Genomic DNA, 23,224 nt, shown 5'->3' on the forward strand with positions numbered 1-23,224 from the left:
TGCCCCTAGATGTCTGCCGAGAGGTCGGCGTCGCCCGAGCGCGCCACCAGCACCGGCACCGGTGCCTTCGATGCTACGCGGCGGCGCGTCCGCGCCCCGGGCACGGCAGGCACGGCCCGAAGCCGGGGCACGGCGCGCGGGTGGACCGCCGCGCAGGCGCCGGTCATCCCGGTCGCGCGCTCCTTGGCGGGAAAGACCGGTCCCCGCAGCCCCCAGAGCCGCTGTTGCTGCTCCATGCCCGCCTCGCACATGACCTGGGCCAGACGGATCTGTGCCCCCATCACCTGCGAGCCGGCCCGCATCATCGCCAGGCTCCAATCCATCGGAGTCATCGGCATCATGTCGTCGTCCTCCTCCTCGTCAGTCCTCGGCCTCTAGACCGAGGGTCACTTTCGGCCCGCGCCGCGCCAGCCTCTGGCGGTTCTCGCGTGCCGCTTCCTCCAGCGGCTCGGCCCAGGCCGCGAGTACCGCCTCGGGCGAGGCGCCACTGCCCCAGGCCTGCGAGGCATCCCACCAACCGGTCAGAAAGGCCGGTGTCTTTTCCGCAACCATGCGGATCGACTCGGACGGCGGCACCGACCAGAGGCCGCTGAAGCCCAGCATCCGGTAAGCCACCACGCTCTGCGCTTCCGTGGCCAGCAGGCCAAGTTTCACCGCGCTTTCATGCCACGCATTGAGCTGACCGAACATCGCACCGTACTCCGTTATTATTATTTCGTTTTATCGGGTTCATCCCGGGCACGCTCAGAGCGCGCCCATGACCTTCTTGTTGAAGCCGTAGATGCGGCGTGCGCCCGAAAACGGGATCAGGTTCACCTCGCGGCGCTGCCCAGGCTCGAACCGCACGGCGGTGCCCGCCGCGATATCGAGCCGCAGCCCCATCGCCGCGTCGCGGTCGAATTCCAGCGCCGGGTTGGTCTCGGCGAAATGGTAGTGCGAGCCGACCTGGACGGGGCGGTCGCCGGTATTGGCGACCATCAGGGTGATCGCCTCCCGCCCCTCGTTCAGCACCAGCTCGCCGTCGGCGGGAAAGAGTTCTCCGGGGATCATCGCAGTTCCCCCTCAGCCCAGTGCCAGCGAGGCGCCGAGCACCGTCACCGCCGCGCCGAGCGCGCGGGTCAGCGCCGGGCTCAGCCAGCGTGTGAGGGCAAGGCCCAGCCCGAGCCCCGCCGCGTGCAGCAGCGCCGTGGCGATGGCGAACCCGCCGAGATAGCTCAGCGCCGTGGCGCCGCCGATCTCGGTGCCATGGGCAAAGCCGTGGAACAGCGCAAAGACCGCGACCACCGCCGCGCCCAGCCCGGCGGGCACCCGCGCCGCCAGCGCCACGGCGACGCCCAGCACCATGACCGAGGCGAGGATTGCGGGCTCGACAAAGGGCAGCGCCAGCCCGGCCAGCGCCATCACGAAGCCCGCGCACATGGCCGCGACGAAAGACGCGGGCAGCATCCAGATCGCCCGCCCCCCGAGCAGCGCCGCCCAGAGCCCGACGCTGACCATCGCCAGAACGTGGTCGGCGCCAAAGACCGGGTGGGTGAAGCCCGCCGCGAAAGAGCCGTGCTCGCCCGGGTTGAGATGCGCCAGCGCCGGGCTCGCGGTCAGGAGAGCGGGGGCGAGGATCAGGGAAAATCGTTTCATCTGGGGCCTTTCTGCGGGATCAGCGGATCGGGTTATGCACGGTGACAAGCTTTGTGCCGTCGGGAAAGGTCGCCTCGACCTGAACCTCGTGGATCATCTCGGGCACGCCCTCCATGCATTGCTCCACGCTGATGACCTTGGCACCCGCCTCCATCATCTCGGCCACAGAGCGGCCGTCGCGGGCGCCCTCGACCACCGCGTCGGTGATCAGCGCCACCGCCTCGGGGTAATTCAGCTTCACGCCGCGGCTCAGGCGTTTACGGGCCACTTCGGCGGCCATGGCGACAAGAAGCTTGTCCTTTTCGCGGGGGGTCAGTTGCATGGGTCAGATCATCCAGGGTCGTGGCAGTTCGCTACCGCTGAGGCGGCGCAGGACAGGAGCAAGGTGACCGCGCAGCGCAAAGCCGTCAACGGAAACCAGACGGATCAGCAGCAGATCCTCGGAGATCGCCGAGACCCCTGCGGTTTCGGGCAGCATCTCGCGCAGCGTGTCGCGGGCGTTGGCGGCACCCGGCGCCGCGTGGATCACCGTTGCCATCGCCCCCGCGCCGCCGGCAATGGCGGGATGGGCAAGCGTCGCGGCAGCATCGCCGCTCAGATGCAGCCGGTCGGCAAAGGCCAGCCTGCCGCCGATGCGCAGGTCGATGCGGTCGCGCAGGCGCAGGTCGTGCAGCACTTCGCCCATGGCGTGGCGGCCAAAGATCAGCGCCTCGCAGGCCAGCAGCCGCGCATCCGGCGCCATCTCGACGGACAGCCTGCGATCGAGCGCGCCGCCCTCGAACAGAATGGTTTCCTGCGGCAGCCAGTCGAGCCGCGCGCCTTCCTCCAGCTCCAGCCGGGTCTCTACCCGTCCGGTTTCCTTCGGCAGCGCACGATAGACGCGCTCGGCGGCCTGGGTGGTCATCGCCAGATGCGCGCCGGCCTCGGCCCGGGCCGCGACTTCGAAGGCGTCGCCGCCGGTGATGCCGCCGGAGCTGTTGAGGTAGACCGCCTGCAAGGCGCCCTGCGCGCGCGGGAACAGCAGCTTGGAGCTGCCCGACATATGCAGATCGGAGATCGCGCTACGCGCGCCGCGCAGCCTCGCGCCGAGGCGGGCGCGCCCACGGGCGCGCTGCGCGGCGGGGGCCGTCCGGGGCGTCATCGCTGTGTGATCGTAGGGAATGGCGCAAACCTCCTGAGCGCGCCACCCTTTCCGCAGCCCCTCGGAACGGCAAGGGCACCGCCTTTGCGCAACGCCTGACAGCCCGGCCCTGGAACGCCCCATGCCCGAACGATAAGCGGAATTTCGGAATTTGCCGAAATTTCAGTCACCCTCAGATCACCCCTGATGTGCTGCCCCCTCCCGCTGTCGCACGGCATGATCGCAGCGCGCCGGCTTGAGGTCGATGAGCGGCGTGCCGTCGAGACAATCGAGCCCGCGCACCACCAGAACCGGCCCCTCGCGGCGGAGCAACGTCACCACCGAGGTGCCGATCGGATTCGGACGGTTGGGCGAGCGCAGGCTGAACGTGCCGCGCAGCTCGCCGCTGCCGCGCGGGCTCTGGGTGAGCAGGTCACGGCGCGAGCGGTCGAGCCAGTAGAGCAGTTCGATCCGGTCGGTGCGTTCGATCCCGTCAAGCGCCGGCTCCAGCAGCGGGTCGATCTCGACACGGCATTCGGGGCCGTCGGCGCCGCCCTGCCGGGGGCACTCGGCGCGGGTCTTGAAGGGCGTACGGATACGACCGATGAAGCGCAGCTGCGCGTCGGCGGCGGGCGGCAGCTCGACGGTGGTTTCGCCGGGGCGCAGGGTGGCGCTGTCGGGCATGGCGGATCTCCTTTGCGGTTTTTGCGCAGAGGCTAGCGCAGCGCGCGGGCGGGTGCCATGACCTCGCGCAAGGCTCAGCCGCGCCAGGCCACCTTGAGCCCCTCCAGCGCCATACGCACGCCATCGGCCTGCACCACCGGCACATGCTGCGCCGCGAGCGCAGCGCGATAGGGCGCCACCAGCGCACCCTCGCCCACCAGCGCGACGCTCTGCCCCAGCCAATAGGGTTTCGCCGCCGCCAGCTCCAGGCCGATGAGCAGGCCCAGCGCCTGCGAAGAGGCGGCCTCCTCCGGCATCCCCTTGAGCCGCATCTCCGCCAGCACCGCCGCCAGATCGCCGGCGATCCCCGCGGGCCGGCCCATGGCCCGGTCCGCCGCCGCCACCAGCGCCGCCTCGTCCCAGCCCGCCTCCGGCGCCGCCAGCCCCGGCAGGCCGGCAAAGAGCGTGCCGGTCAGAAAGCTGCGGAAACTGACGATCTCGCCGGCGCTCACATGCACCCAGCGGTTCTGCGCCCCCGGCAGGCAGACCACCCCGTCGAAGCGCGGGTTCATCGCGAGAAAGCCCGCCACCCGCACCTCTTCGCCGCGTAGCAGGTCGGCGGGGGTCTCCTGCGCCACGCCGGGCAGCAGGCGCAGCCCATCCGCCTCGCGCGCCTGCGCCGCCACCGGCGGCGTGCAGGGCACGGCGGGGCTCGGCAGCAGGCCCGCACCGCTCATCAGCACCGGCACCGAGGCATCGAGATCCGGCAGCAGGCGCCGCAGAGCCGGTCCCGGTGCGTCGGTGTGTTCATAGCCCTCACCGCTCTCCGCCTTGGACAGCACGGTGCCATCGCTGGCCATCTGCCAGATCCGCAAAGCTGCGGCGCCCCATTCGGCGGCGATCCAGTCCGGTTGCGTCATGCCTGACCTCCTGTTCCGCGCGAGAGGTAGCGGCGCGTCAAGCGCCCTGCAACCCCGCAACCTCTTGGCGAACAGCCCCGCGCGTGTTCTAGTACCCGCCGGAGGAGGAGCGCGGCCGCATACCCGCTGGCCGCATTCCTTAACGTCACTGTCAGCGACAGGACCGCCGGAGCCAACCGGCGGCCAATCGCTGTCACGAAACTGTCGCGCTGATCGGGCATGTCGGGGCCATCCCCGCCACCCGTTGGCGGGATTTCCGTTTCGATAACAGGGGGTCCGGCCAAGAGGGCCCGACCCCGGACGACAAGGAGAAACACATGAAACTGCGCATTTCCGCCCTGGCCCTGACCGCCGCGCTTGCCGGCCAGTCCGCCGCGGCCCAGACTGAGATCGAGTTCTGGCATGCCTTCACCGGTCGCCTGGGCGAGCTGGTCGCCGAGCAGGTCGAGACCTTCAACGCCTCGCAAAGCGAGTACACCGTCACCGCCAGCCACAAGGGCAACTATTCCGAGACGCTGAATGCCGGCATCGCCGCCTTTCGCGCCGGCGAGCAGCCCGACATCCTCATGGTCTTCGAGGTCGGCACCGCCACGATGATGGCCGCCAAGGGCGCCGTGAAGCCGGTCTACGAAGTGATGGCCGACGCCGGTGCCGCGTTCGACCCCGACGCCTATATCGGCGCGGTCAAAGGCTATTACACCGACACCGAGGGCAATATGCTGTCGCTGCCCTTCAACTCCTCGACCCCCGTGCTCTGGGTCAACGAGGACGCGCTCGAAGCCGCCGGCATCGCCCGCGATGTCGATCTCTCGACCTGGGAGCAGGTGGGCGAGGTTCTGACCACGCTCAAGGACTCCGGCAATGACTGCCCGCTGACCACCGCCTGGCAGAGCTGGATCCATCTGGAAAACCTCTCCGCCTATCATGACGTGCCCTTCGCCACGCAGGAGAACGGCTTTGCCGGGCTCGACACCGAGCTGGCGCTGAACGGGCCGGTGCAGGTCAAGCATATCGAGACCATGGGCCAGTGGGCACAGGACGGAAAATTCATCTATGCCGGCCGCCGCAACGAGGGCGGGGCGAATTTCCGCGCTGGCGAATGCGCGCTCTTCACCGAAAGCTCGGCGGGCTATGCCGGCATCTCCTCCGAGGCGGAGTTCGATTTCGCCGTGCGTCCGCTGCCCTACTGGTCGGATGCCGAAGGCGCGCCGCAGAACACCATCATCGGCGGCGCCTCGCTCTGGGTCATGGAGGGCCAGTCGGACGAGGAATACAAGGGCGTCGCGGCGTTCCTGAACTTCCTCTCCTCGCCCGAGATCCAGGCCAAGTGGCATCAGGACACCGGCTATCTGCCGATCACCGAAGCCGCCGCCGAGCTGACCCGCGAGCAGGGTTTTTATGACGAGAACCCCGGCACCGATATCGCGGTGATCCAGATGACCTCCAAGGCGCCCACGGCGAATTCCAAGGGCATCCGTCTGGGCAATTTCGATCAGGTGCGCGGCATCATCGACGAAGAGCTCGAGGCCGTCTGGTCGGGCGACAAATCCGCCCAGGAGGCGCTCGACAGTGCCAAGACCCGCGGCGACCAGCTGCTGCGCCGCTTCGAGCAGGCCAACCGCTAAGCCCCCTCGCATCGCGCCCCGGCCTCCGCGCCGGGGCCTCCACGCTGCAATGGCGGCATGAGGCCCCGGACCTGGTCCGGGGCGCGATCATTTCCCCCACGACCCCGAGCTGACCTGCCATGGAAAAACGTGTGATCTTCAAGGGCGTCTGGCTGCCGCTGCTGCTCATCGCGCCGCAGATGCTGATCACGGCGGTGTTCTTCTTCTACCCCGCCGGTCAAGCGGTGTGGCAGTCGCTCTTCATCCCCGACCCGTTCGGGCTGTCGATGCAGTATGTCGGTCTCGGCAATTTCGAATACCTGCTGAGCGATCCCTATTACCGTGCCTCCTTCCTCACCACCGCGATCTTCTCGACGCTGGTCACGCTGGTCTCGATGGGCCTCGCGCTCTATCTCGCCGTGCTCGCCGACCGGCTGATCAAGGGCTCGGGCACCTATCGCACGCTGCTCATCTGGCCCTATGCGGTGGCCCCCGCCGTGGCGGGCGTGCTGTGGATGTTCATGTTCAACACCCGCGTCGGCGTCATCACCTGGTATCTCGGCCAGCTCGGCTATGACTGGAACCATGTGCTGAACGGCACCGAGGCCATGGGCCTCGTCGTCATCGCCTCCGCCTGGGGGCGGATCAGCTACAATTTCCTGTTCTTCCTCGCCGGCCTGCAATCCATCCCGCGCTCGGTGATCGAAGCCGCCGCCATCGACGGCGCCGGCTTCTGGACCCGCTTTCGCACCATCGTCTTTCCGCTGCTCTCGCCCACCACCTTCTTTCTGCTGGTGGTCAATATCGTCTATGCCTTCTTCGAGACCTTCGGGGTGATCCACACCATCACCGCCGGCGGGCCGCAGCAATCGACCACCATCCTGGTCTACAAGGTCTATGCCGACGGCTTCGTCGGGCAGGATCTGGGATCCTCAGCGGCGCAATCGGTGATCCTGCTGCTGGTGGTGGGGGCGCTCACGGTGCTGCAATTCAAATATGTCGAACGGAAGGTGCATTACTGATGGCCGACCGGCACACAGGCATGGTGGAAAAACGCGGCGCGGGGCACTGGCTGACACATGCGGGGCTGATCCTTGGCGTGCTCTTCATCTTCTTCCCGATCTGGCTGGCCTTCGTCGCCTCGACGATCACCCAGCCCGAAATCGTACACCCGCCGATGCCCCTGCTGCCCGGCGATCAGTTCCTGGAGAACTACGCCAAGGCGCTGGTCTCGGGCGTCAACGCGCCGGTGGCGCGGATGCTGGCGAACTCGGCGGTGATGGCGATCGGCATCGCGCTCGGCAAGATCGTGATCTCGATCCTCTCGGCCTTTGCCATCGTCTATTTCCGCTTTCCGGGCCGCAAGCTGTTCTTCTGGCTGATCTTCGTCACCCTGATGCTGCCCGTCGAAGTACGCATCGTGCCGACCTACGAGGTCGCCGCGCGGTTCGACATGCTGAACTCCTATCAGGGGCTGATCCTGCCGCTCATCGCCTCGGCCACGGCCACCTTTCTCTTCCGGCAGTTCTTCATGACCGTGCCCGACGAGCTGGCCGAGGCGGCGCGGGTCGACGGCGCCGGGCCGATGCGGTTCTTTGTCGATATCCTGCTGCCGATGAGCCGCACCAATATGGCGGCGCTCTTCGTCATCCTCTTCATCTACGGCTGGAACCAGTATCTCTGGCCGCTCCTCATCACCACCGACCCGGAGATGAACACCATCGTGATGGGCATCAAGCAGATGTTCCCGTCGGGCGACGATATCGCCGACTGGCCGGTGATCATGGCGACCTCGATCCTCGCCATGATCCCGCCGGTCATCGTCGTGATCTCGATGCAGAAACTGTTCATCCGCGGGCTTGTCGACAGCGAGAAATGAGCATGACCGGCACGCCCTCCAATCCGATCCAACGGGACACGCAGTAAATGGCCACCCTGACGCTTGAGCATGTGAAGAAATCCTTTGGCGAGACCAAGGTCATCCACGGGGTCGATATCGACGTGGCCGAGGGCGAGTTCATCGTGATCGTCGGCCCCTCGGGCTGCGGCAAATCCACCCTGCTGCGCATGGTTGCGGGGCTCGAAGGCGTCTCGGAAGGCGAGATCCGCATCGGCGGCGACAGGGTGAACGAAAAGGAACCGATGGCGCGCGACATCGCCATGGTATTCCAGAATTACGCGCTCTACCCGCATATGTCGGTGGCGGAGAACATGGGTTACGGGCTGAAGATCGCAAAGACGCCGAAGCCCGAGATCGCCACGCGCGTGCAGGAGGCGGCAAAGCTGCTGCAACTGGAGCCCTATCTCAAGCGCCGGCCGCGCGAGCTTTCGGGCGGTCAGCGCCAGCGCGTGGCGATGGGACGCGCCATCGTACGGCGTCCGGCGGTGTTTCTCTTCGACGAGCCGCTGTCGAATCTCGACGCCAAGCTGCGGGTGCAGATGCGGCTGGAGATCAAGCAGCTCCAGCGCAAGCTGGGGGTGACGGCGCTTTATGTGACCCACGATCAGGTCGAGGCGATGACGCTGGCCGACCGGATGATCGTGATGAACGCGGGCGTGGCCGACCAGATCGGCGCGCCGCTCGATGTCTATGCCGACCCCGAGACCGCCTTTGTCGCGGGCTTCATCGGCTCGCCGCCGACGAATTTCCTGCCCGCTTCGCGGTTCGGCGGGACCGAGGGCGAACAGCTCGGCATCCGGCCCGAACACCTGTCGCTGGTCGCGCCCGGTGAGGGGCGGATCGCCGGGCGTGTGATCTCGGTCGAGCCGCTGGGGGCGGAAACGCTGGTGCATCTGCGGCTGGAAGACGGCACGGACGTGACTGTCCGGCAGGAGGGCGGCGCCGAGGCGCCGGGCGAAGGCATGGAGGCCGGACTGAGCTGGGAGAGCGCCGCCGAGATGCGGTTCGATGCGGAGGGCCGGCGGATGCGCGGCACGTAAGCGTCGGGCGCAGCACCCGTGGCGAGGGTTTTCTGGAGTATTTTCAGAAAGATGAAGGGGCTTTCCGGAGCGCTTTGGCGGTCGGTTATGCGCCCGGCCACCAGGCCTGGGCGACCTCGCTCAGCAGCTTCAGGCAGAGCAGGCCGAGCGCGATATTGATCAGGGTGAAGAAGATCCGTTCGGGCAGCCATTTGGTGACACGGTAGCCCGACCAGGCGCCGATCAGCGCCACCGGCGCCAGTACCGAGATCTGTTTCAGGCTCTCCCAGGTGACCTGCTCCGCGAGGATATAGGGCGGCAGCTTCATCCAGTTGATGCAGGCGAAGGTGATCGTGGCGGTGCCGGCAAAGGTCATCTTCGGCAGCTTCTGCGGCAGGGTATAGGCCTGAAACGGCGGCCCGCCCGCATGGCTGATATAGCTGGTGAAGCCGGCCAGCGCGCCCCAGAACAGACCGCGCGGCACATCCGCCGGGCGCGAGCGGAAATCGCCCGAGAGGCGCTTGCGCAGCGCGTCGAGCAAATAACCGAGCCCGATCAGCGCCACCACCAGCTTGCTCGCCTCCACCGGCACGCGCGAGACCAGCAGGAAGGCGGCGAGGATGCCGATGGCGGAGGCCGGGATCAGGATCTTGAGGTTGCGCGCGGAATACTGCCCGCGGAACAGCCAGACCGCATAGAGATCGGCGAGGATATACATCGGCAGCAGCAGCCCCGCCGCGGCGGCGGGCGGGATAAAGACCGACAGGATCGGCACGCCCAGCATGGCCACCATCGGCAGCCCGCCCTTCGACATGCCCACGAAAAACGTGGCCATGCCTGCCGCGATCCAGAATGCTGCCGTCTGCTCCATGCCGCTCCCCCGGGGTTGCGGCACCTTCTGGCACGCAAGCGGCGGAGCGAAAAGGCCAAACCCTCAGGCGGCCTCGGCGGCATGGGCGCGCAGCAGCGGGCTGGTGAGCTCGACATCGTCCTGCAATGCGCGGTTGGGGCTGAGCCCGGCCTGACGCAGATCGGCGTGATAGGCCTTGACCGCCTCGAAGGAGCCGAGCCCCTCGCGGATCACCCGGCGCATGGCGGTGAGCATCAGCACCGGATCCTCGCAGGCAAAGCTCTCGCGGCTGAAGCCGGAGAGCCGCGCACCGTATTTTTCCGCCTGCGCGAGCCGTTCGAGGCAGTCGCGCGTGGTGCCGTTCGGGCAGCCGGTGAGCCCGACCACCAGCCGCGAGGGGTGCCAGCCCGCCAGCTCCTCCATCGCGGCGGGGCCGTGATATTCGGTCTCGATGAAAACCGGGCGCTCGCGCCGCGCCACGCCGGCAAGGCTGCGGATCAGGATATCGTTGCGATAGGCGCCATACTCCGCCCCCCGGTATCGATGGCGAAGGGCGGATCGGTGACCTGGAGGAAATGCCTTATGCCCACGGCGGTGGCGAGGTCGCGGAAATCGGAATAGGCGCAGAGCGTGGCGTGATCCTGCACCGGATCGTTGTAGAAGGTGACGCTGTAGAGCCCGAGATTGGCCGCCGGCTTCACCGCGTCGAGCCGCGCCGAGCGGAAGGGCAGCGCCGGCTGCGCCGGGTAGGCGCCGCCGCGCACGCGCCACATATTGGTGGGATCGTTCAGCCGCACCGCCGGGGTCGCGTTAGAGCGGCCATAGACGCCGTCCTCCGCCAGCATCTCGGCGGTGGAGAGCGAGGTCAGCACGATATCGGCGAGATCGCTTTCGATCACCCGCTTCACATCGGCGCGGTAGGCGGAGAGCGGGCGCGGCCGGCCCTGCGTGTCGCGCCCGGTGGCCGAGCAGCCGCGCAATAGGTCGGCATCCTTGGCAAAGGTGATGATGAAATCGCGCGGGCCGTAATTGCCCGAGCTGATCTTGGCCAGTTTTTCGTCGATCCGTCTCATGCACCCTGCCCTGAACGGCGCCCCGCACGCCGCGCCAGTCTGGCGTCAAGAGATTGAGCTTCGGTAAACGCCGCCCCGGGCGGTACGGGGCCGCGCCGCATCGCCATTGACGGCCCCCCGCCCCGCCCCTATGTCGGGCGCGCGTGGAGGGCCGGGCGGCCGCTGCCGGCGGAGCGATCCGCCGGGGGAGGAAAGTCCGGACTCGCCGAAGCGCCGGTGCCGGGTAACGCCCGGGCAGGGCAACCTGACGGAGAGCGCCACAGAAAACAGACCGCCCCGGACCTGGTCCGGGGTCAGGGTGAAACGGTGGGGTAAGAGCCCACCGGGGGGCTGGCAACAGCGCCCGCATGGCAAGCCCCACCGGGAGCAATGCCAAATAGGGACCTCGCGCGGGCATGATCCTTTCGGGGATATCGCCGCAGGGCGGCTTCGGCCCGAGAGGTCCGGGTTGGCAGCACGAGCCCCCGGGCGACCGGGGGCCTAGAGGAATGGTCGCCGATGGACGGGGCAACCCGTCCGGAACAGAATCCGGCTTACAGGCCCTCCACGCATATATTTCCGCGATGCCCGGTTGACTCGGGCGCGCGCATGGGTAAAAGGCGGGCTTCAAGGATTTCACGGGACGCGAGAGCGGCCCCGTTGCAGGAGAAGAAGAATGGCGAAGCCGACCACCATCAAGATCCGCCTGAACTCGACCGCGGGCACGGGCCATTTCTACGTGACCAAAAAGAACGCCCGTACCATGACCGAGAAGATGAGCATTCGCAAATTCGACCCGGTTGCGCGGAAGCACGTCGAATACAAGGAAGGCAAAATCAAATAAGCCTTACCTCGTCAGGGACAGTGACAGGCCGCGTGGGACACCCCTCGCGGCCTTTTTCTTTTCCGGCCTAGGGGGTGGCGCGCGGCATCAGAACAGGAGCCTCGGGGACATGCAGCCCGACTGCCTCTTTTGCGATATCTCCCGCGGGCGCAGCCTTGCGGATGTGGTGTTCCAGGATCGCCGCTTCATCGCCTTTGCCGACCGCGCGCCGATCCGGCCCGGTCACCTTCAGATCGTGCCGCGCACCCATGTCGCCTGTTTCGACGAGCTGGCGCCGCCGCTGGCCGGCGGGCTGATCCGGCTCGGGCAGCGGCTGGCAAAGGCGCTCAAGGCGGAATACCGCGTCGACCGGGTGGGCTTTGTGCTGACCGGCAACGACGTGCCGCATGTGCATGCACATCTGATCCCGATGCACGAGTCGACCGACATCACCTCGCGCCGCTACATTCCGCTCGACGAGGTGCCGTTTCATCCGCCCGAACCCGTGTCGCGCGAGGCGCTGGCCGAAACGGCGGAGCGGCTGCGCGCGCGTCTGGCCGCGTGTGAAACAGCGGCGTAACCGTCTCGTCAACGGCCTTCGCGGCTGCTAGGAGAGGCCGCGCAATCAACGGGGCGGGACAGAGTGACGACCGATACGCAAACCCTGCTGGTGGAGGCGGGCCCGGACGGGCGCCCTGCCCTGTTCACGCGGCCCGAAGAGGTGATCGCCGCCCATGACGGCGCAGAGGCGCTGGCGGCGCTGGAGCGGCTCGAAGCGGCGCGGCGCGAGGGCTTCTGGATCGCCGGGCTCGCCGCCTATGAGCTGGGCCATGCGCTGGAGCCGGCACTGGCCGGGCTGCCGGGCGTCGGGGACGGTCCGCTGCTCTGCTTCGGCATTTTCCGCGCGCCCGAGGATGCCGCGCCGATGCTGCGCCGCGCCGCCGAGACGGCGGATGAGGCGCGCGTCATCTCCGCCACGCCGCTCTGGGATGCGGCGGATTATGCGGCGCGCTTTCACGAGATCAAGGCGATGATCGCGCGAGGCGATCTCTATCAGGTCAATCTCACCATGCCGGTGGAGCTGCGCTATGAGGGTGCGCCGCTGGCGCTCTGGGGCGCGATGCGGCGCTTTCAGCCGGTGGGCCATGGCGCGTTTCTGGAGCTGGGCGGGCTGCGCGTGTTGTCGCGCTCGCCGGAGCTGTTCTTCCGGCTCGGCGCCGGCGGCGAGGTCACGGTCGCACCGATGAAGGGCACCGCGCCGCGCGGCGAGACCGAGGCGGCCGACCGCGCGCTGCGCGAGGCGCTGGCACGGGACGAGAAGAACCGCGCCGAGAATATCATGATCGTGGATCTGATGCGCAACGACCTGTCGCGAATATCCAGGGTCGGCACGGTGCGGGTGCCCGAGTTGCTTTGCGTCGAGACCTATGAGACCGTGCATCAGATGGTGTCGCGCGTCGAGGCGCAGTTGCAGGAAGCCCCGTCCCTGCCCGCGCTGATGCGGGCGCTGTTTCCCTGCGGCTCGATCACCGGGGCGCCGAAGATCGCCGCCATGCAGGCGATCCACCGGCTGGAGCGCTGGCGGCGCGGCGCCTATTGCGGCGCAATCGGCTGGGCGGCGCCGGACGGGCGGGCGGCGTTCAACGTGGCGATCCGCACCCTGACCGAGACCGCGCCGGGGCGCGCGGTGATGGGGGTCGGCGGCGGCATCGTGCATGACAGCCAGTGCGCGGCAGAATATGAGGAGGCGCTGTGGAAATCCCGCTTCGTGACCGGACTGATCCCGCGCTCCGCGTGATCGAGACGATGCTGTGGCTTCCGGGCTCTGGCATCGTACGCGAAGAGCTGCACCTGGCGCGCGCCGAGCGGAGCTGCGCGGCGCTGGGATTTGCCTGGGACGCGAGCGCGGTAAGCCTGCGGCTCTGGGCGGTGCAGTCCGACGCGCCGCTGCGGCTGCGCATGACCGTCGGGCGCGACGGCGATGTGGAGCTGACGCATCAGCCCTTCGATCTGGGCTCGGCGCCGGAGCTGGCGCATGTGAGGCTGGCGCCCGACGCGCTCGATCCGGACGACCCGTTCCTGCGCCTCAAGACCACGCGCCGTGCGCGCTATGACAGTGCCCTGCGCGACAAGCCCGAGGGCGTCTATGAGGTGTTGTTCTTCAACAACCGGGGCGAGCTTTGCGAGGGCGCCTTCACCAATGTGTTTCTGCGCATCGGCGGGCGCATGCTGACCCCCGCCCTGCCCTGCGGCCTGCTGCCCGGGGTGCTGCGCGAGAGTCTGCTGCTGACCGGCGAGGCCGAGGAAGCGGTGCTGACCCGCGCCGATCTGGAGCGGGCGGAGCGGCTCTGGATCGGCAATTCGCTGCGCGGGCTGATCCCGGCGGCGCTGGTCTGAGCAAAGTCGCGGGTTGCGGGGCGGGCGGTGGGCAGGCTGCCCGCCCTACGGTGAGCCGCGCCATTGCCGGCCCGTGGGGTGGCGAACTGACCGACGAAGCTCTCGATTTATCCCTGCCAAATCCGAAAGATCTCGACACGCAGCGCTGGCGTCACCAAATCGCCAGCCCGCCCGGACGGGCCGGCGATGGCGCGGCGGCTTCGCCTTGTCCCGCGCCCGGGCTGTTCAACCGTAGGGCGGGCAATCTGCCCACCGCCCGCCCCCACCCCCAACAAAAAAAGGCCCCGCGCCGGGCGGGGCCTTGATCTGTGTCTGTGGCGGTTGCCGGCGCGCTTATTCGCGGTTGCCGAGCAGTTGCAGCAGGAACATGAACATGTTGATGAAGTCGAGATAGAGGTTCAGCGCGCCCATGATGGCGGCCTTGCCCATCCACTCGCTGTCGCCATGCGCCGCGTGCTGGAGATAGGTGTTCTTGATGTTCTGCGTGTCATAGGCAGTCAGGCCCGCGAAGATCAGCACACCCAGGATCGAGATCGCGAACATGATCGCCGGCGAGCCCAGGAAGATGTTGATGATCGAGGCGACCACCAGGCCGATCACGCCCATGATCAGGAAAGACCCCCAGCCGGAGATGTCCTTTTTCGTGGTGTAACCCCAGAGCGACAGGCCTGCGAAGGCGATCGAGGTCACCAGGAAGACCTGCGCGATCGAGAAGCCGGTGAAGGCCACGAAGATCCAGCTCAGCGACAGGCCCATCACCGCCGCGAAGGCGAAGAAGAACAGCTGCGCGCCGGCGGCGGAGAGTTTGTTGATCGCCGCGCCGAAGGCGAACACCATGATCAGCGGCGCGAACATCACGATCCAGCCCAGGATATTGGGCTGCAAGGTGGCCGGGTCACGGAAAATCCCGAGAAGCTCCGGGCTGGTGCCGATGGCCCAGGCCACTGCGAAGGTCAGCAGCATCCCGATGGACATGGTCCCGTAGACCTTGTTCATGTGGCTGCGGAGCCCTTCGTCAATCTGGGCCGCGCTGGTTCCGGTGGCGGTCCGGATTGTTCTGTAGTCTGCCATCTAATCCTCCAAGCTGTGCCCCACTACGGGGCGATACAGAGTTCGTTTCGAATATTGGCAGACCCCGGCGCTATTTCAAGGCTTTGGACGCGCGAAACGGCCTGTTTCCGATGCCATCGCGCGCGCCGCCGTCAGCGGCGCCAATGCGCCGGCGCATCCCAGAGCGACCGGCGCGCCTCGTGCAGCGCCTCGGAGTGGGTCAATCCCATGTCGCGCAGTGCGGCCTCGTCGAGCCTGGCGAGCCGCCGGCGCTGGCGCCACAGCGCGTCGAGATCGAGCAGACGGGTCAGCAGCGGGATGCGGCGACGGGAGTTTGCGGGGCAGCTGGTCAGGGCGATGTCACGGGTCATGATGACCTCCTTCACATTATGTGATGCAAGTTTTATCTTCCATGTTTTCGTGTGATGGGTATCCTCTCCGGCGACCCATCTGTAAAACGACTATTCCTGACGCCCCCCATCACGAAATCCGATTCATGCGCAATCTCGACATCACCACGCTCCGCTCTTTCATGGCCGTCGCGGATTCCGGCGGCGTCACCCGCGCCGCGGGCTTTCTCAACCTCACGCAATCGGCGGTGTCGATGCAGCTCAAACGGCTGGAGGAGATGCTGGGCATCGCCCTGCTCGACCGCTCCGGGCGCGGGGTGAGCCTGACCCCCGCCGGCGAGCAGCTGCTGAAATACGCCCGCCGCATGGTCGAGCTGAACGACGAGATCTATGCCCGGCTCACGCTTCAGGACTGGGAGGGCGAGATCGTGCTGGGGGTGCCGCATGACGTGGTCTACCCGGTGATCCCGCGCGTGATGAAGCGCATGCAGCGCGATTTCCCCCGGGTGAAGCTCCAGCTTGTCAGCTCCTATACCGCAGAGCTGAAGGAGCAGTTCGCACGCGGCGCCGTCGATGTGATCCTCACCACCGAGGTCGAGCCGGGCGATGGCGGCGAGTCGCTGCTCGACGTGCCGCTGCGCTGGTACGGCGCGCCCGGCGGCACCGCGTGGAAATCCCGCCCGCTGCGCGTCGCCTTTTCACGGCATTGCGGCTTCCGACCGGTCACCATCGCGCAGATGGAACGCGCCGACACCGAATGGGAGCTGGCGGTGGATTCCGAAAGCGACCGCACCATCGAGGTCACGGTCTCCGCCGATCTGGCGATCACCCCGGTGCTCGAAGGCCATGCGCCCGCGCATTTCGAGATGATCCCGGTCGGCGCGCTGCCGGATCTGGGCATGCAGAAGATCTGCCTCTATTCCTCCGGCGCCCGCCCGCAGATCGTGCAGCCGCTGCTGGAGATGCTGCGCTCGGAATTCTGCTGCCTCGGCAGGCGCGAGGAGATCGCGGCGGAATAGCCCGCCCTCCCCTCGCCGGTCAGACCGGCACCACATCCACCTGATGGGTCGTATCATGCGAGCCCTCGGAGCGCAGCGAGCCCTTGGCCGGCGCCACGTCGGAGTAATCGCGCCCCACCGCCACGGTGACGTGATCGGTGCCGGCGCGGATCGCGTTGGTGGGATCGAACTCCACCCAGCCGGTCTCCCCACCGCACCAGGCGCGCACCCAGGCATGCATGGCATCCGCCCCCGCCAGCCGCTCCTGCCCCTTGGGCGGGATGGTGCGCAGGAAGCCCGAGACATAGCCCGCCGGGATCCCCAGCGCGCGCAGCCCGGTGATCATCACATGGCTGATATCCTGGCACACGCCGCGCCGGGCGCGGAACGCCTCGATGGGCGTGGTGGTGACCTCGGTGGCCTCCGGATCGAAATCGAAGGCCTCGTGCAGCGCCAGGCTCAGCGCCTCCGCCGCCGCCAGCGCCGACATGCCCGGGCGCGCGCAATCGCGGGCGAAGGCCGCGATCTCGGGCTCCGGGCGCAGACGCGGCGACGGGCCGAGGAAGTGGTGCGGGCTCTCCGGCCCGATGCTCTGGATCTGCGCCAGTTCCCGCGGCAGGCTGTCGAGCGCGCAGGAGAGATCCAGCCCCCCGGGCGTGCCGTGGCGCAGCACCCTGCCCCGGAACAGGAATTCGATCTCCGACAGCCGCCGCTCGTGGCTGACCTCCGTGGTCGGGTTGCCGAAGAAGTCGATATCGTCGAGCCGGTAATCTGGCGCCGGGTTGGTCGTCACCACGCCATAAAGCAGCTGCTGTTCCGGCAGGTTGCGCGGCAGCATGCGCAGCAAGGTCCGGCTCGCGGCAGCGGGGCTGTCGTAGAGATAGGCGATCTTCAGCGTGATGTCGTAGCTCTGACTCATGGGTTCAGCTCAGATATTGCGCGGTGAGCGCCTCGGAAATCGCCGCAAGCTCGCGCCGGATACGGCGCAGGCGCCGCGTGCTGATCGCCTCCGGCCCCGACACCGCCAGCGCGGTTTGCAGCATCAGGATCCGGCGCGAGGCCTCGCCCATCTCGGCCATGCCGGAAAGCTCGGCAAGCCGCGCCTCCTCCTCGCGCATGCGGTCGAGCTGGAACAGGATCGAGCGCGGGTTGTCACGGTCGAGCGCCAGCACGTCAATCACCGTATCGCGGTTGGTCTCCACCGAGTAGCGGCGGCGATGGGTCATAACGCTGTCGCCGATCTCGATCGCCGCGTCGAAGCCGCCGCCGACGACATCCGGATCGGCAAAGACCGAGAGCACAGAGGCCATCTGGTCGGCACGCTCCAGCGCCCGCCCCAGCGTCAGGAAACGCCAGCCGAGGAAGCGGAACATATTGTCGTGCACGAGGCCGGAGAACCCGGCGATCTTGCGCAGCAGGACGCTCATGGCGCGGGCGGCATCGTCGCCCGGCAGCACCCGCGTGGCGAGGTCGTGCCCGGTCGCCGAGAGATCGTTGAGCGCGTTCCAGCCATCGGTGGAGAACCGGTCGCGCACCTTGCTGGCGCAGATCACCGAGGCGTCGAACTGGCCCAGAAGCGTGGCCGGTATCGGCTCTTCGGGGTCGATCCCGAACCCGTCGAGGAACTGCCCGAGACCGTTGACCAGCGGCACCGTGCGGCGGCCGTATTCCTCCAGCCGCAGGTGATAGGCGCGCAGCACCCGCACACCGCCCTCGGCGCGCTCCACATAGCGACCAAGCCAAAAGAGATTGTCCGCCGCCCGCGCCGGCAGCAGCCCCGGCAGGCGCCGCAGGAACGGGCCGCTGTCGGTCTTGCTGAGCGTGTCGGGCACCACGGGCTGGTCGGCCATCACCCAGACATCGGCGACCGATCCGCCCGCCTGCATCGCCAGCGCCGCCGGATCGCCGGAACGTCCGATACGGGCATAGCCGCCGGGCATCACTGCCCAGCCCTCGGGCGTGCGGGCGGCAAAGACCCGCACCACCATGGGCCGGGGCGCCAGTTTGCCATCGATCATCGCCGGCGTGGTCGAAAGGGTCACCGCCTCCTGCCCCACCAGCGTCGCGCCCTCACGCTCGATCCAGTCGGCCACCGAGCTGTGCGCGGTGCCCCGGAACTTGCCGCCAAGCGCGGTGGTGGCGTCGATGTCGAAAGGCAGCTTGGTCGACTGCGCCGGCCCGATCATCATGCGTTCGAGATTGTTCAGCACATAGGCGCGCTCGGTGGGCTGGCCGCACCACCAGGTGGCGATATTGGGCAGTTTCAGCGGCGCACCCATCAGGTGCTGGGAGATGCGCGGCAGGAAGGCCATGAGCGCCCGCGCCTCCAGCACGCCGGAGCCCAGGCAGTTGACCATATCCATCGCGCCGGCCCGCAGCGCCGAGACCATGCCCGGCGTGCCAAGCGCCGAGGTCTCGTCGAGCTCCAGCGGATCGGCGAAACGCGAGTCGAGCCGCCGCCACAGCACGCCCACCGGTTCCGGCCCGTTGATCGTGCGCACCGAGAGCCGCCCGTCCTGAACCTTCAGATCCTCGCATTCCAGCAGCGAGAAGCCGAGATAGCGGGCGATATAGGCGTGTTCGTAATAGGTATCCGTATGCTGGCCCGGCGTCAGGATCGCCACCCGCCCGTCATTGTCGCCGCGCAGCCCGTTCATCGCGTCGCGGAAGCTGCGGAAGAACCCGGCCAGCCGCTCGACATTGGCCTTGGGCATGAGATCGTGGAACACCCGGCTTGACGCCATGCGGTTTTCCAGCGCGAACCCCGCCCCCGAGGGCGCCTGGGTGCGGTCGCCCAGCACGAACCAGCTGCCATCCGGCGAGCGGCCGATCTCGAAGGCGAGGAAATGCAGGAAATTGCCCGAACGCGGGCGGATATTGACGATGGGCCGCAGCCATTCGGGGTTCTGCGCCACAAGATCGGCAGGGAGAAAGCCGTCGCGCACCAGATTGCCCGGCCCGTAAAGGTCGGCCATGACCCGTTCCAGCAGCTCGGCGCGCTGCGCGATCCCGTCGGCCAGCGCCGCCCATTCGGCGCCGTCGATCACCACCGGCACATGGCTCAGCGGCCAGTCGCGCACGGTCGAGCCGGTGCCGGTATATTGCCGGAAATAGACGCCAGTATCGTGCAGATACTGATCGCCGCGCGCAAAGGCACGGGCCAGCGTCTCGGCGCTCTGCCCGGCAAGATAGCGCATCAGCGACGCCCAGACCGGACGCAGCGAGCCGTCCGGACGCTTCAGCTCGTCGGCCACCCCCGCAAGCGGCTTGTAGCCTGCGAGAAACCGCGAGAGCGCGTCCGGCGTCATGGTGTCTGCCTCGTCCTGCATTACGGGCTCAAAGCCCCGGCGCCCTGCGCAGGTCGAGCGTCATCGGGAATTCCGGATGCGGCGTCTCGGGCGCGGGCCAGTAAGACCCCGGGTTGTGCCCCAGTTTCTCGAACCGCGCAAGGCGGCGGGCATCGGCCTCGTTGGTGTTGACCGGGAACGTGTCGTAGTTGCGCCCGCCCGGATGCGCGACGTGATAGGTACAGCCTCCAAGCGCGTGGCCGGTCCAGGTGTCGAAGATGTCGAAGACCAGCGGCGCGTTGACCGGCAGCGTCGGATGCAGCGCCTCGGCGGGCTGCCAGGCCTTGAAGCGCACGCCGCCGACCTTGACGCCGCTGGCATCGGTCTGCGCCAGCGGCACCGGGCGCTTGTTGCAGGTGACGATATAGCGGTCGGGGTCCATCGCGGTGAGCTGCACCTGCATGCGCTCGACCGAGCTGTCGGTATAGCGCACGGTGCCGCCGATGGCGCCGCGTTCGCCCAGAACGTGCCAAGGCTCCAGCGCCTGGTTGAGTTGCAGATGCACGCCCTCGTACTCGACCTCGCCGGCGAATGGGAAGCGGAACTCCTTCTGCGCCTCGTACCAGTCGGAGCGGAACTCGAACCCGTGGCCGCGCAGGTCGCGCAGCACTTCGAGGAAATCCTGCCAGACGAAATAGGGCAGCATGAAGCGGTCATGCAGCGCGGTGCCCCAGCGCACCGGACGGCCCTGCACCGGCTCCTTCCAGAACCGCGCCAGCAGCGCCCGGATCAGCACCTGCTGCGCGAGGCTCATCTTGGCATCCGGCGGCATCTCGAAACCGCGGAACTCCACCAGGCCCAGCCGGCCCGTGGGGCCGTCGGGCGAGAACAGCTTGTCGATGCAGATCTCGGCCCGGTGGGTGTTGCCGGTGACGTCGATCAGCATGTTGCGCAAGAGCCGGTCGGTGAGCCAGGGCTGCGGCGGCTCGCCATCCTCGGGCTTGGGGAAATGCGACAGCGCAATCTCCAGCTCGTAGAGGCTGTCATGCCGCGCCTCGTCGATCCGGGGCGCCTGCGAGGTCGGGCCGATGAAGAGGCCGGAGAACAGGTAGCTGAGCGAGGGATGCCGCAGCCAGTAGAGGATCAGCGAGCGCATGAGATCCGGGCGCCGCAGGAACGGGCTGTCGAGCACCGTTTCGCCGCCCACCACCACATGGTTGCCGCCGCCGGTGCCGGTATGCTTGCCGTCGATCATGAACTTATCGGCGCCGAGCCGGCACTGCCGGGCCTCCTCATAGACGCCTTGGGTGATCGCCTTGCAGTCCTCCCAGTCATGCGCCGGGTGGATGTTCACCTCGATCACGCCCGGGTCGGGCGCCACGCGGATCACGTTCATGCGGCTGTCATGCGGCGGCGTGTAGCCTTCGATATGGATCGGCAGGCCCAGCTCTTCGGCGGTCTCCTCCGCCGTGGCGAGCAGTTCGAGATAATCCTCCAGCTCTTCCACCGGCGGCATGAAGAGGCAGAGCCGCCCGTCGCGCGGCTCGATGGCGATGGCGGTGCGCACCTGCCCGCCCTCCGGGTCCACCCCCTGCTCCATGATCCTCTGCCGGCGCCCGGCATCGCGCGAGTCCGACACCGGCTGCTCGCGCCCCTCGGTGACCTCTGGCAGCATCTCGGCCTGTTCCTTCGCGATCCGCGCCTCGTCCTGCGCGATGCGCTCCAGCTCATCCATCAGCGCGCGGCGCTTTTCCTCGCGGTCGGCGTGGAAATCGGGCAGTGCCTCGCGCGGGACGGTGGGATCGGTGGGGTAGACATAGGGATAGGCCGAGGGCGCAATATAGGGCAGCGCGCCCAGCGGCAGGCGGAAGCCCACGGGGCTGTCACCGGGGATCAGGAACAGGTGACCGCGCCGGGTCTTCCAGTGTTCCGAACGCCAGCGGGTCGCGGGCTGCGCCTTGCTCTGCCAGCGCTGGATCGGCAGCACATAGCCCGCCGGATTCTCCAGCCCGCGCGAGAAGACGCGGGCGATGCGGGCGCGGGTCTCGGGATCCTTGAGCTTGCTGTCCTCGGGCGTCACGTTGGCGGGCAGATCAGCTTCCTTCATGATCCACTCGACCGGATCCTCATAGGTCGGATGCACGAAATCGCCGTCGAGCCCGAGATTCTGCGCAAAGCCCGACAGGAAGCGATCGGCATCCTCGGCGGTGGCGCCCTTGGCGCTTTCCTTGGCGACCAGATCGGAGTTCTTCCAGATCGGTTTGCCGTCGCGGCGCCAGTAGAGCGAGAAGGTCCAGCGCGGCAGCGTCTCGCCGGGATACCACTTGCCCTGCCCGTAATGCAGGAAGCCGCCCGGTGCGAAACGATCGCGCAGGCGCCGGATCAGCGTATCGGCGAGCCCGCGTTTCTGCGGCCCCACGGCGGCGGTGTTCCACTCGGCGCTTTCGAAATCGTCGATCGACACGAATGTCGGCTCGCCGCCCATGGTGAGCCGCATGTCCTGTGCCTTGATGGCGTCGTCCACTTTGTGGCCCAGCGTATCCAGCGCCTGCCAGGCCTCTTCCGAGAACGGCTTGGTGATGCGCGGATGTTCGGAAACCCGCGTCACCGACATGTCGAAATTGAAATCGACCTCGGCAAAGCTCGCCATGCCGGTGATGGGGGCCGCGTTGCGGTAATGCGGGGTCGAGGCGAGCGGGATGTGGCTTTCGCCGGTCAGCAGGCCCGAGGTGGGGTCGAGCCCGATCCAGCCGGCGCCGGGCAGAAACACCTCGCACCAGGCATGCAGGTCGGTGAAATCGTGATCGGTGCCCGCCGGCCCGTCGAGCGAGACGAGATCGGGCTTGAGCTGGATGAGATAGCCGGAGGTAAACCGCGCGGCAAAGCCCAGATGCCGCAGGATCTGCACCAGCAGCCAGGAGGTGTCCCGGCAGGAGCCGCGCGCGTGCTGAAGCGTCTCTTCCGGGGTCTGCACGCCGGGCTCCATGCGGATCACGTAGCCGATATGCTGTTGCAACGTGGCGTTGAGATCGACCAGGAAATTGACGGTGTTCTCGGCCTTTTTCGGAAGCTGGTCGAGATAGGCCTGCAAGCGCGGCCCGGCCGCCTCGGGCATGCGGTAAATGTCGAGATCGCTGCGGAACTCCTCGGGGTATTCGAAGGGCCAGGTCTGCGCCTCTTCATCGACGAAGAAGTCGAACGGATTGTAGACCGTCATGTCGGCGACAAGATCGACCTCGATCTTGAACTCGGTCACCGGCTCGGGAAAGACGAACCGCGACAGCCAGTTGCCGTAGGGATCCTGCTGGTGGTTCACGAAATGCCCGGTCGGGCTGACCTTCAGCGAATGCGAGATCACCCTTGTGCGCGAATGCGGCGCCGGTCGCAACCGGATGAGCTGCGGGCCCAGCGAAACCGGCCGGTCGTACTTGTAATGGGTGAGGTGATGAATGCTCGCCGTAATGGCCATGGGGGATCCGCGCGCGCTGTTTCCGTTTGATTACCGGTCACAAGAGCCGGTTCCCCCCGGCTTGTAAAGTCCGGCCCAAAAATGCCG

At 67.6% G+C, this 23,224-nt stretch carries 25 protein-coding genes and 1 other RNA gene; 10 read left to right on the forward strand and 16 right to left on the reverse strand.

The window, feature by feature from the left end; genetic code table 11:
* Nucleotides 1-5 precede the first annotated feature (5 nt).
* The 8 genes from I6N89_RS10665 to I6N89_RS10700 form a co-directional block, all read right to left on the reverse strand.
* Complete coding sequence (locus I6N89_RS10665) at nt 6-341, reverse strand: hypothetical protein (protein ID WP_207018431.1); 336 nt, start codon at nt 339-341, stop codon at nt 6-8.
* A gap of 19 nt (nt 342-360) precedes the next feature.
* Nucleotides 361-690 (reverse strand): antifreeze protein, encoded by a 330-nt coding sequence (locus I6N89_RS10670; RefSeq protein ID WP_207018432.1) that lies wholly within the window; start codon nt 688-690, stop codon nt 361-363.
* A gap of 54 nt (nt 691-744) precedes the next feature.
* Entirely contained in the window at nt 745-1,050 is a 306-nt protein-coding gene (locus I6N89_RS10675) for an urease subunit beta (protein ID WP_207018433.1), read from the reverse strand.
* A gap of 12 nt (nt 1,051-1,062) precedes the next feature.
* Nucleotides 1,063-1,635: a HupE/UreJ family protein gene (locus tag I6N89_RS10680; RefSeq protein WP_207018434.1), complete on the reverse strand. Its 573-nt coding sequence runs from the start codon at nt 1,633-1,635 to the stop codon at nt 1,063-1,065.
* A gap of 19 nt (nt 1,636-1,654) precedes the next feature.
* Nucleotides 1,655-1,957 (reverse strand): urease subunit gamma, encoded by a 303-nt coding sequence (locus I6N89_RS10685; protein ID WP_076702413.1) that lies wholly within the window; start codon nt 1,955-1,957, stop codon nt 1,655-1,657.
* Nucleotides 1,958-1,960: 3 nt separating this feature from the next.
* Nucleotides 1,961-2,776, reverse strand: a complete 816-nt coding sequence (locus I6N89_RS10690) for an urease accessory protein UreD (protein ID WP_207018435.1) — start codon at nt 2,774-2,776, stop codon at nt 1,961-1,963.
* A 177-nt stretch (nt 2,777-2,953) separates the two neighbouring features.
* A complete protein-coding gene (tsaA, locus tag I6N89_RS10695) occupies nt 2,954-3,439 on the reverse strand; it encodes a tRNA (N6-threonylcarbamoyladenosine(37)-N6)-methyltransferase TrmO (protein ID WP_207018436.1) in 486 nt (161 codons plus the stop codon).
* Between the two features lie 74 nt (nt 3,440-3,513).
* The gene (locus I6N89_RS10700; protein WP_207018437.1) at nt 3,514-4,338 is read right to left on the reverse strand and encodes a 2-dehydro-3-deoxygalactonokinase; all 825 of its coding nucleotides are present in this window, start codon (nt 4,336-4,338) and stop codon (nt 3,514-3,516) included.
* Nucleotides 4,339-4,655: 317 nt separating this feature from the next.
* On the opposite strand from I6N89_RS10700, the gene ugpB reads away from it, so the two are divergent.
* The 4 genes from ugpB (at nt 4,656) to I6N89_RS10720 (ending at nt 8,882) form a co-directional block, all read left to right on the forward strand.
* Nucleotides 4,656-5,963: a sn-glycerol-3-phosphate ABC transporter substrate-binding protein UgpB gene (gene ugpB / locus I6N89_RS10705; RefSeq protein ID WP_207018438.1), complete on the forward strand. Its 1,308-nt coding sequence runs from the start codon at nt 4,656-4,658 to the stop codon at nt 5,961-5,963.
* Between the two features lie 119 nt (nt 5,964-6,082).
* Nucleotides 6,083-6,964 (forward strand): sn-glycerol-3-phosphate ABC transporter permease UgpA, encoded by an 882-nt coding sequence (ugpA, locus tag I6N89_RS10710; protein ID WP_076702395.1) that lies wholly within the window; start codon nt 6,083-6,085, stop codon nt 6,962-6,964.
* 20 nt (nt 6,965-6,984) lie between these two features.
* The gene (ugpE, locus tag I6N89_RS10715; RefSeq protein WP_207018511.1) at nt 6,985-7,821 is read left to right on the forward strand and encodes a sn-glycerol-3-phosphate ABC transporter permease UgpE; all 837 of its coding nucleotides are present in this window, start codon (nt 6,985-6,987) and stop codon (nt 7,819-7,821) included.
* Between the two features lie 47 nt (nt 7,822-7,868).
* Entirely contained in the window at nt 7,869-8,882 is a 1,014-nt protein-coding gene (locus tag I6N89_RS10720; RefSeq protein ID WP_207018439.1) for an ABC transporter ATP-binding protein, read from the forward strand.
* An 85-nt stretch (nt 8,883-8,967) separates the two neighbouring features.
* On the opposite strand, the gene I6N89_RS10725 is transcribed toward I6N89_RS10720, so the two are convergent.
* The 3 genes from I6N89_RS10725 to I6N89_RS25425 all read right to left on the reverse strand — a co-directional run bounded on the left by I6N89_RS10725 (nt 8,968) and on the right by I6N89_RS25425 (nt 10,784).
* Entirely contained in the window at nt 8,968-9,732 is a 765-nt protein-coding gene (locus I6N89_RS10725) for a sulfite exporter TauE/SafE family protein (RefSeq protein WP_207018440.1), read from the reverse strand.
* Nucleotides 9,733-9,795: 63 nt separating this feature from the next.
* Entirely contained in the window at nt 9,796-10,191 is a 396-nt protein-coding gene (locus I6N89_RS25420; RefSeq protein ID WP_236016546.1) for a hypothetical protein, read from the reverse strand.
* A 17-nt stretch (nt 10,192-10,208) separates the two neighbouring features.
* Nucleotides 10,209-10,784: a hypothetical protein gene (locus I6N89_RS25425; protein WP_236016547.1), complete on the reverse strand. Its 576-nt coding sequence runs from the start codon at nt 10,782-10,784 to the stop codon at nt 10,209-10,211.
* A gap of 143 nt (nt 10,785-10,927) precedes the next feature.
* On the opposite strand from I6N89_RS25425, the gene rnpB reads away from it, so the two are divergent.
* The 5 genes from rnpB (at nt 10,928) to I6N89_RS10755 (ending at nt 13,983) form a co-directional block, all read left to right on the forward strand.
* An RNA gene (rnpB, locus tag I6N89_RS10735) (RNase P RNA component class A) lies at nt 10,928-11,336 on the forward strand.
* Between the two features lie 103 nt (nt 11,337-11,439).
* Nucleotides 11,440-11,607 carry a 50S ribosomal protein L33 gene (rpmG, locus tag I6N89_RS10740; protein WP_023852153.1) on the forward strand — a complete coding sequence of 56 codons (168 nt, stop codon included), beginning with the start codon at nt 11,440-11,442 and terminating at the stop codon, nt 11,605-11,607.
* A 109-nt stretch (nt 11,608-11,716) separates the two neighbouring features.
* Nucleotides 11,717-12,166 (forward strand): HIT family protein, encoded by a 450-nt coding sequence (locus I6N89_RS10745; RefSeq protein WP_207018441.1) that lies wholly within the window; start codon nt 11,717-11,719, stop codon nt 12,164-12,166.
* Between the two features lie 63 nt (nt 12,167-12,229).
* Nucleotides 12,230-13,384, forward strand: coding sequence for an aminodeoxychorismate synthase component I (locus tag I6N89_RS10750; protein WP_207018442.1), 1,155 nt, complete (start codon nt 12,230-12,232; stop codon nt 13,382-13,384).
* 8 nt (nt 13,385-13,392) lie between these two features.
* Complete coding sequence (locus tag I6N89_RS10755; protein WP_207018443.1) at nt 13,393-13,983, forward strand: aminotransferase class IV; 591 nt, start codon at nt 13,393-13,395, stop codon at nt 13,981-13,983.
* A 333-nt stretch (nt 13,984-14,316) separates the two neighbouring features.
* Here the strand turns inward: I6N89_RS10755 and I6N89_RS10760 are convergent, their stop codons facing one another.
* Complete coding sequence (locus tag I6N89_RS10760) at nt 14,317-15,054, reverse strand: Bax inhibitor-1 family protein (protein ID WP_207018444.1); 738 nt, start codon at nt 15,052-15,054, stop codon at nt 14,317-14,319.
* A gap of 131 nt (nt 15,055-15,185) precedes the next feature.
* A complete protein-coding gene (locus tag I6N89_RS10765; protein ID WP_207018445.1) occupies nt 15,186-15,404 on the reverse strand; it encodes a DUF1127 domain-containing protein in 219 nt (72 codons plus the stop codon).
* A 125-nt stretch (nt 15,405-15,529) separates the two neighbouring features.
* On the opposite strand from I6N89_RS10765, the gene I6N89_RS10770 reads away from it, so the two are divergent.
* Nucleotides 15,530-16,402: a LysR family transcriptional regulator gene (locus I6N89_RS10770; RefSeq protein WP_207018446.1), complete on the forward strand. Its 873-nt coding sequence runs from the start codon at nt 15,530-15,532 to the stop codon at nt 16,400-16,402.
* Between the two features lie 19 nt (nt 16,403-16,421).
* Here I6N89_RS10770 and I6N89_RS10775 read toward each other — a convergent pair whose 3' ends face one another.
* The 3 genes from I6N89_RS10775 to I6N89_RS10785 are packed head-to-tail and all read right to left on the reverse strand — an operon-like array spanning nt 16,422 to nt 23,137.
* On the reverse strand, nt 16,422-17,300 hold the full coding sequence (locus I6N89_RS10775) for a transglutaminase family protein (protein WP_207018447.1): 879 nt from the start codon (nt 17,298-17,300) through the stop codon (nt 16,422-16,424).
* Between the two features lie 4 nt (nt 17,301-17,304).
* Nucleotides 17,305-19,710, reverse strand: a complete 2,406-nt coding sequence (locus tag I6N89_RS10780) for a circularly permuted type 2 ATP-grasp protein (protein ID WP_236016548.1) — start codon at nt 19,708-19,710, stop codon at nt 17,305-17,307.
* 7 nt (nt 19,711-19,717) lie between these two features.
* Nucleotides 19,718-23,137 carry a DUF2126 domain-containing protein gene (locus I6N89_RS10785; protein ID WP_207018448.1) on the reverse strand — a complete coding sequence of 1,140 codons (3,420 nt, stop codon included), beginning with the start codon at nt 23,135-23,137 and terminating at the stop codon, nt 19,718-19,720.
* Nucleotides 23,138-23,224 lie beyond the last annotated feature (87 nt).

Origin of the sequence: Salipiger abyssi, from assembly GCF_017311415.1 — a bacterium.
In the GTDB taxonomy this organism is placed as follows: domain Bacteria; phylum Pseudomonadota; class Alphaproteobacteria; order Rhodobacterales; family Rhodobacteraceae; genus Salipiger; species Salipiger abyssi_A.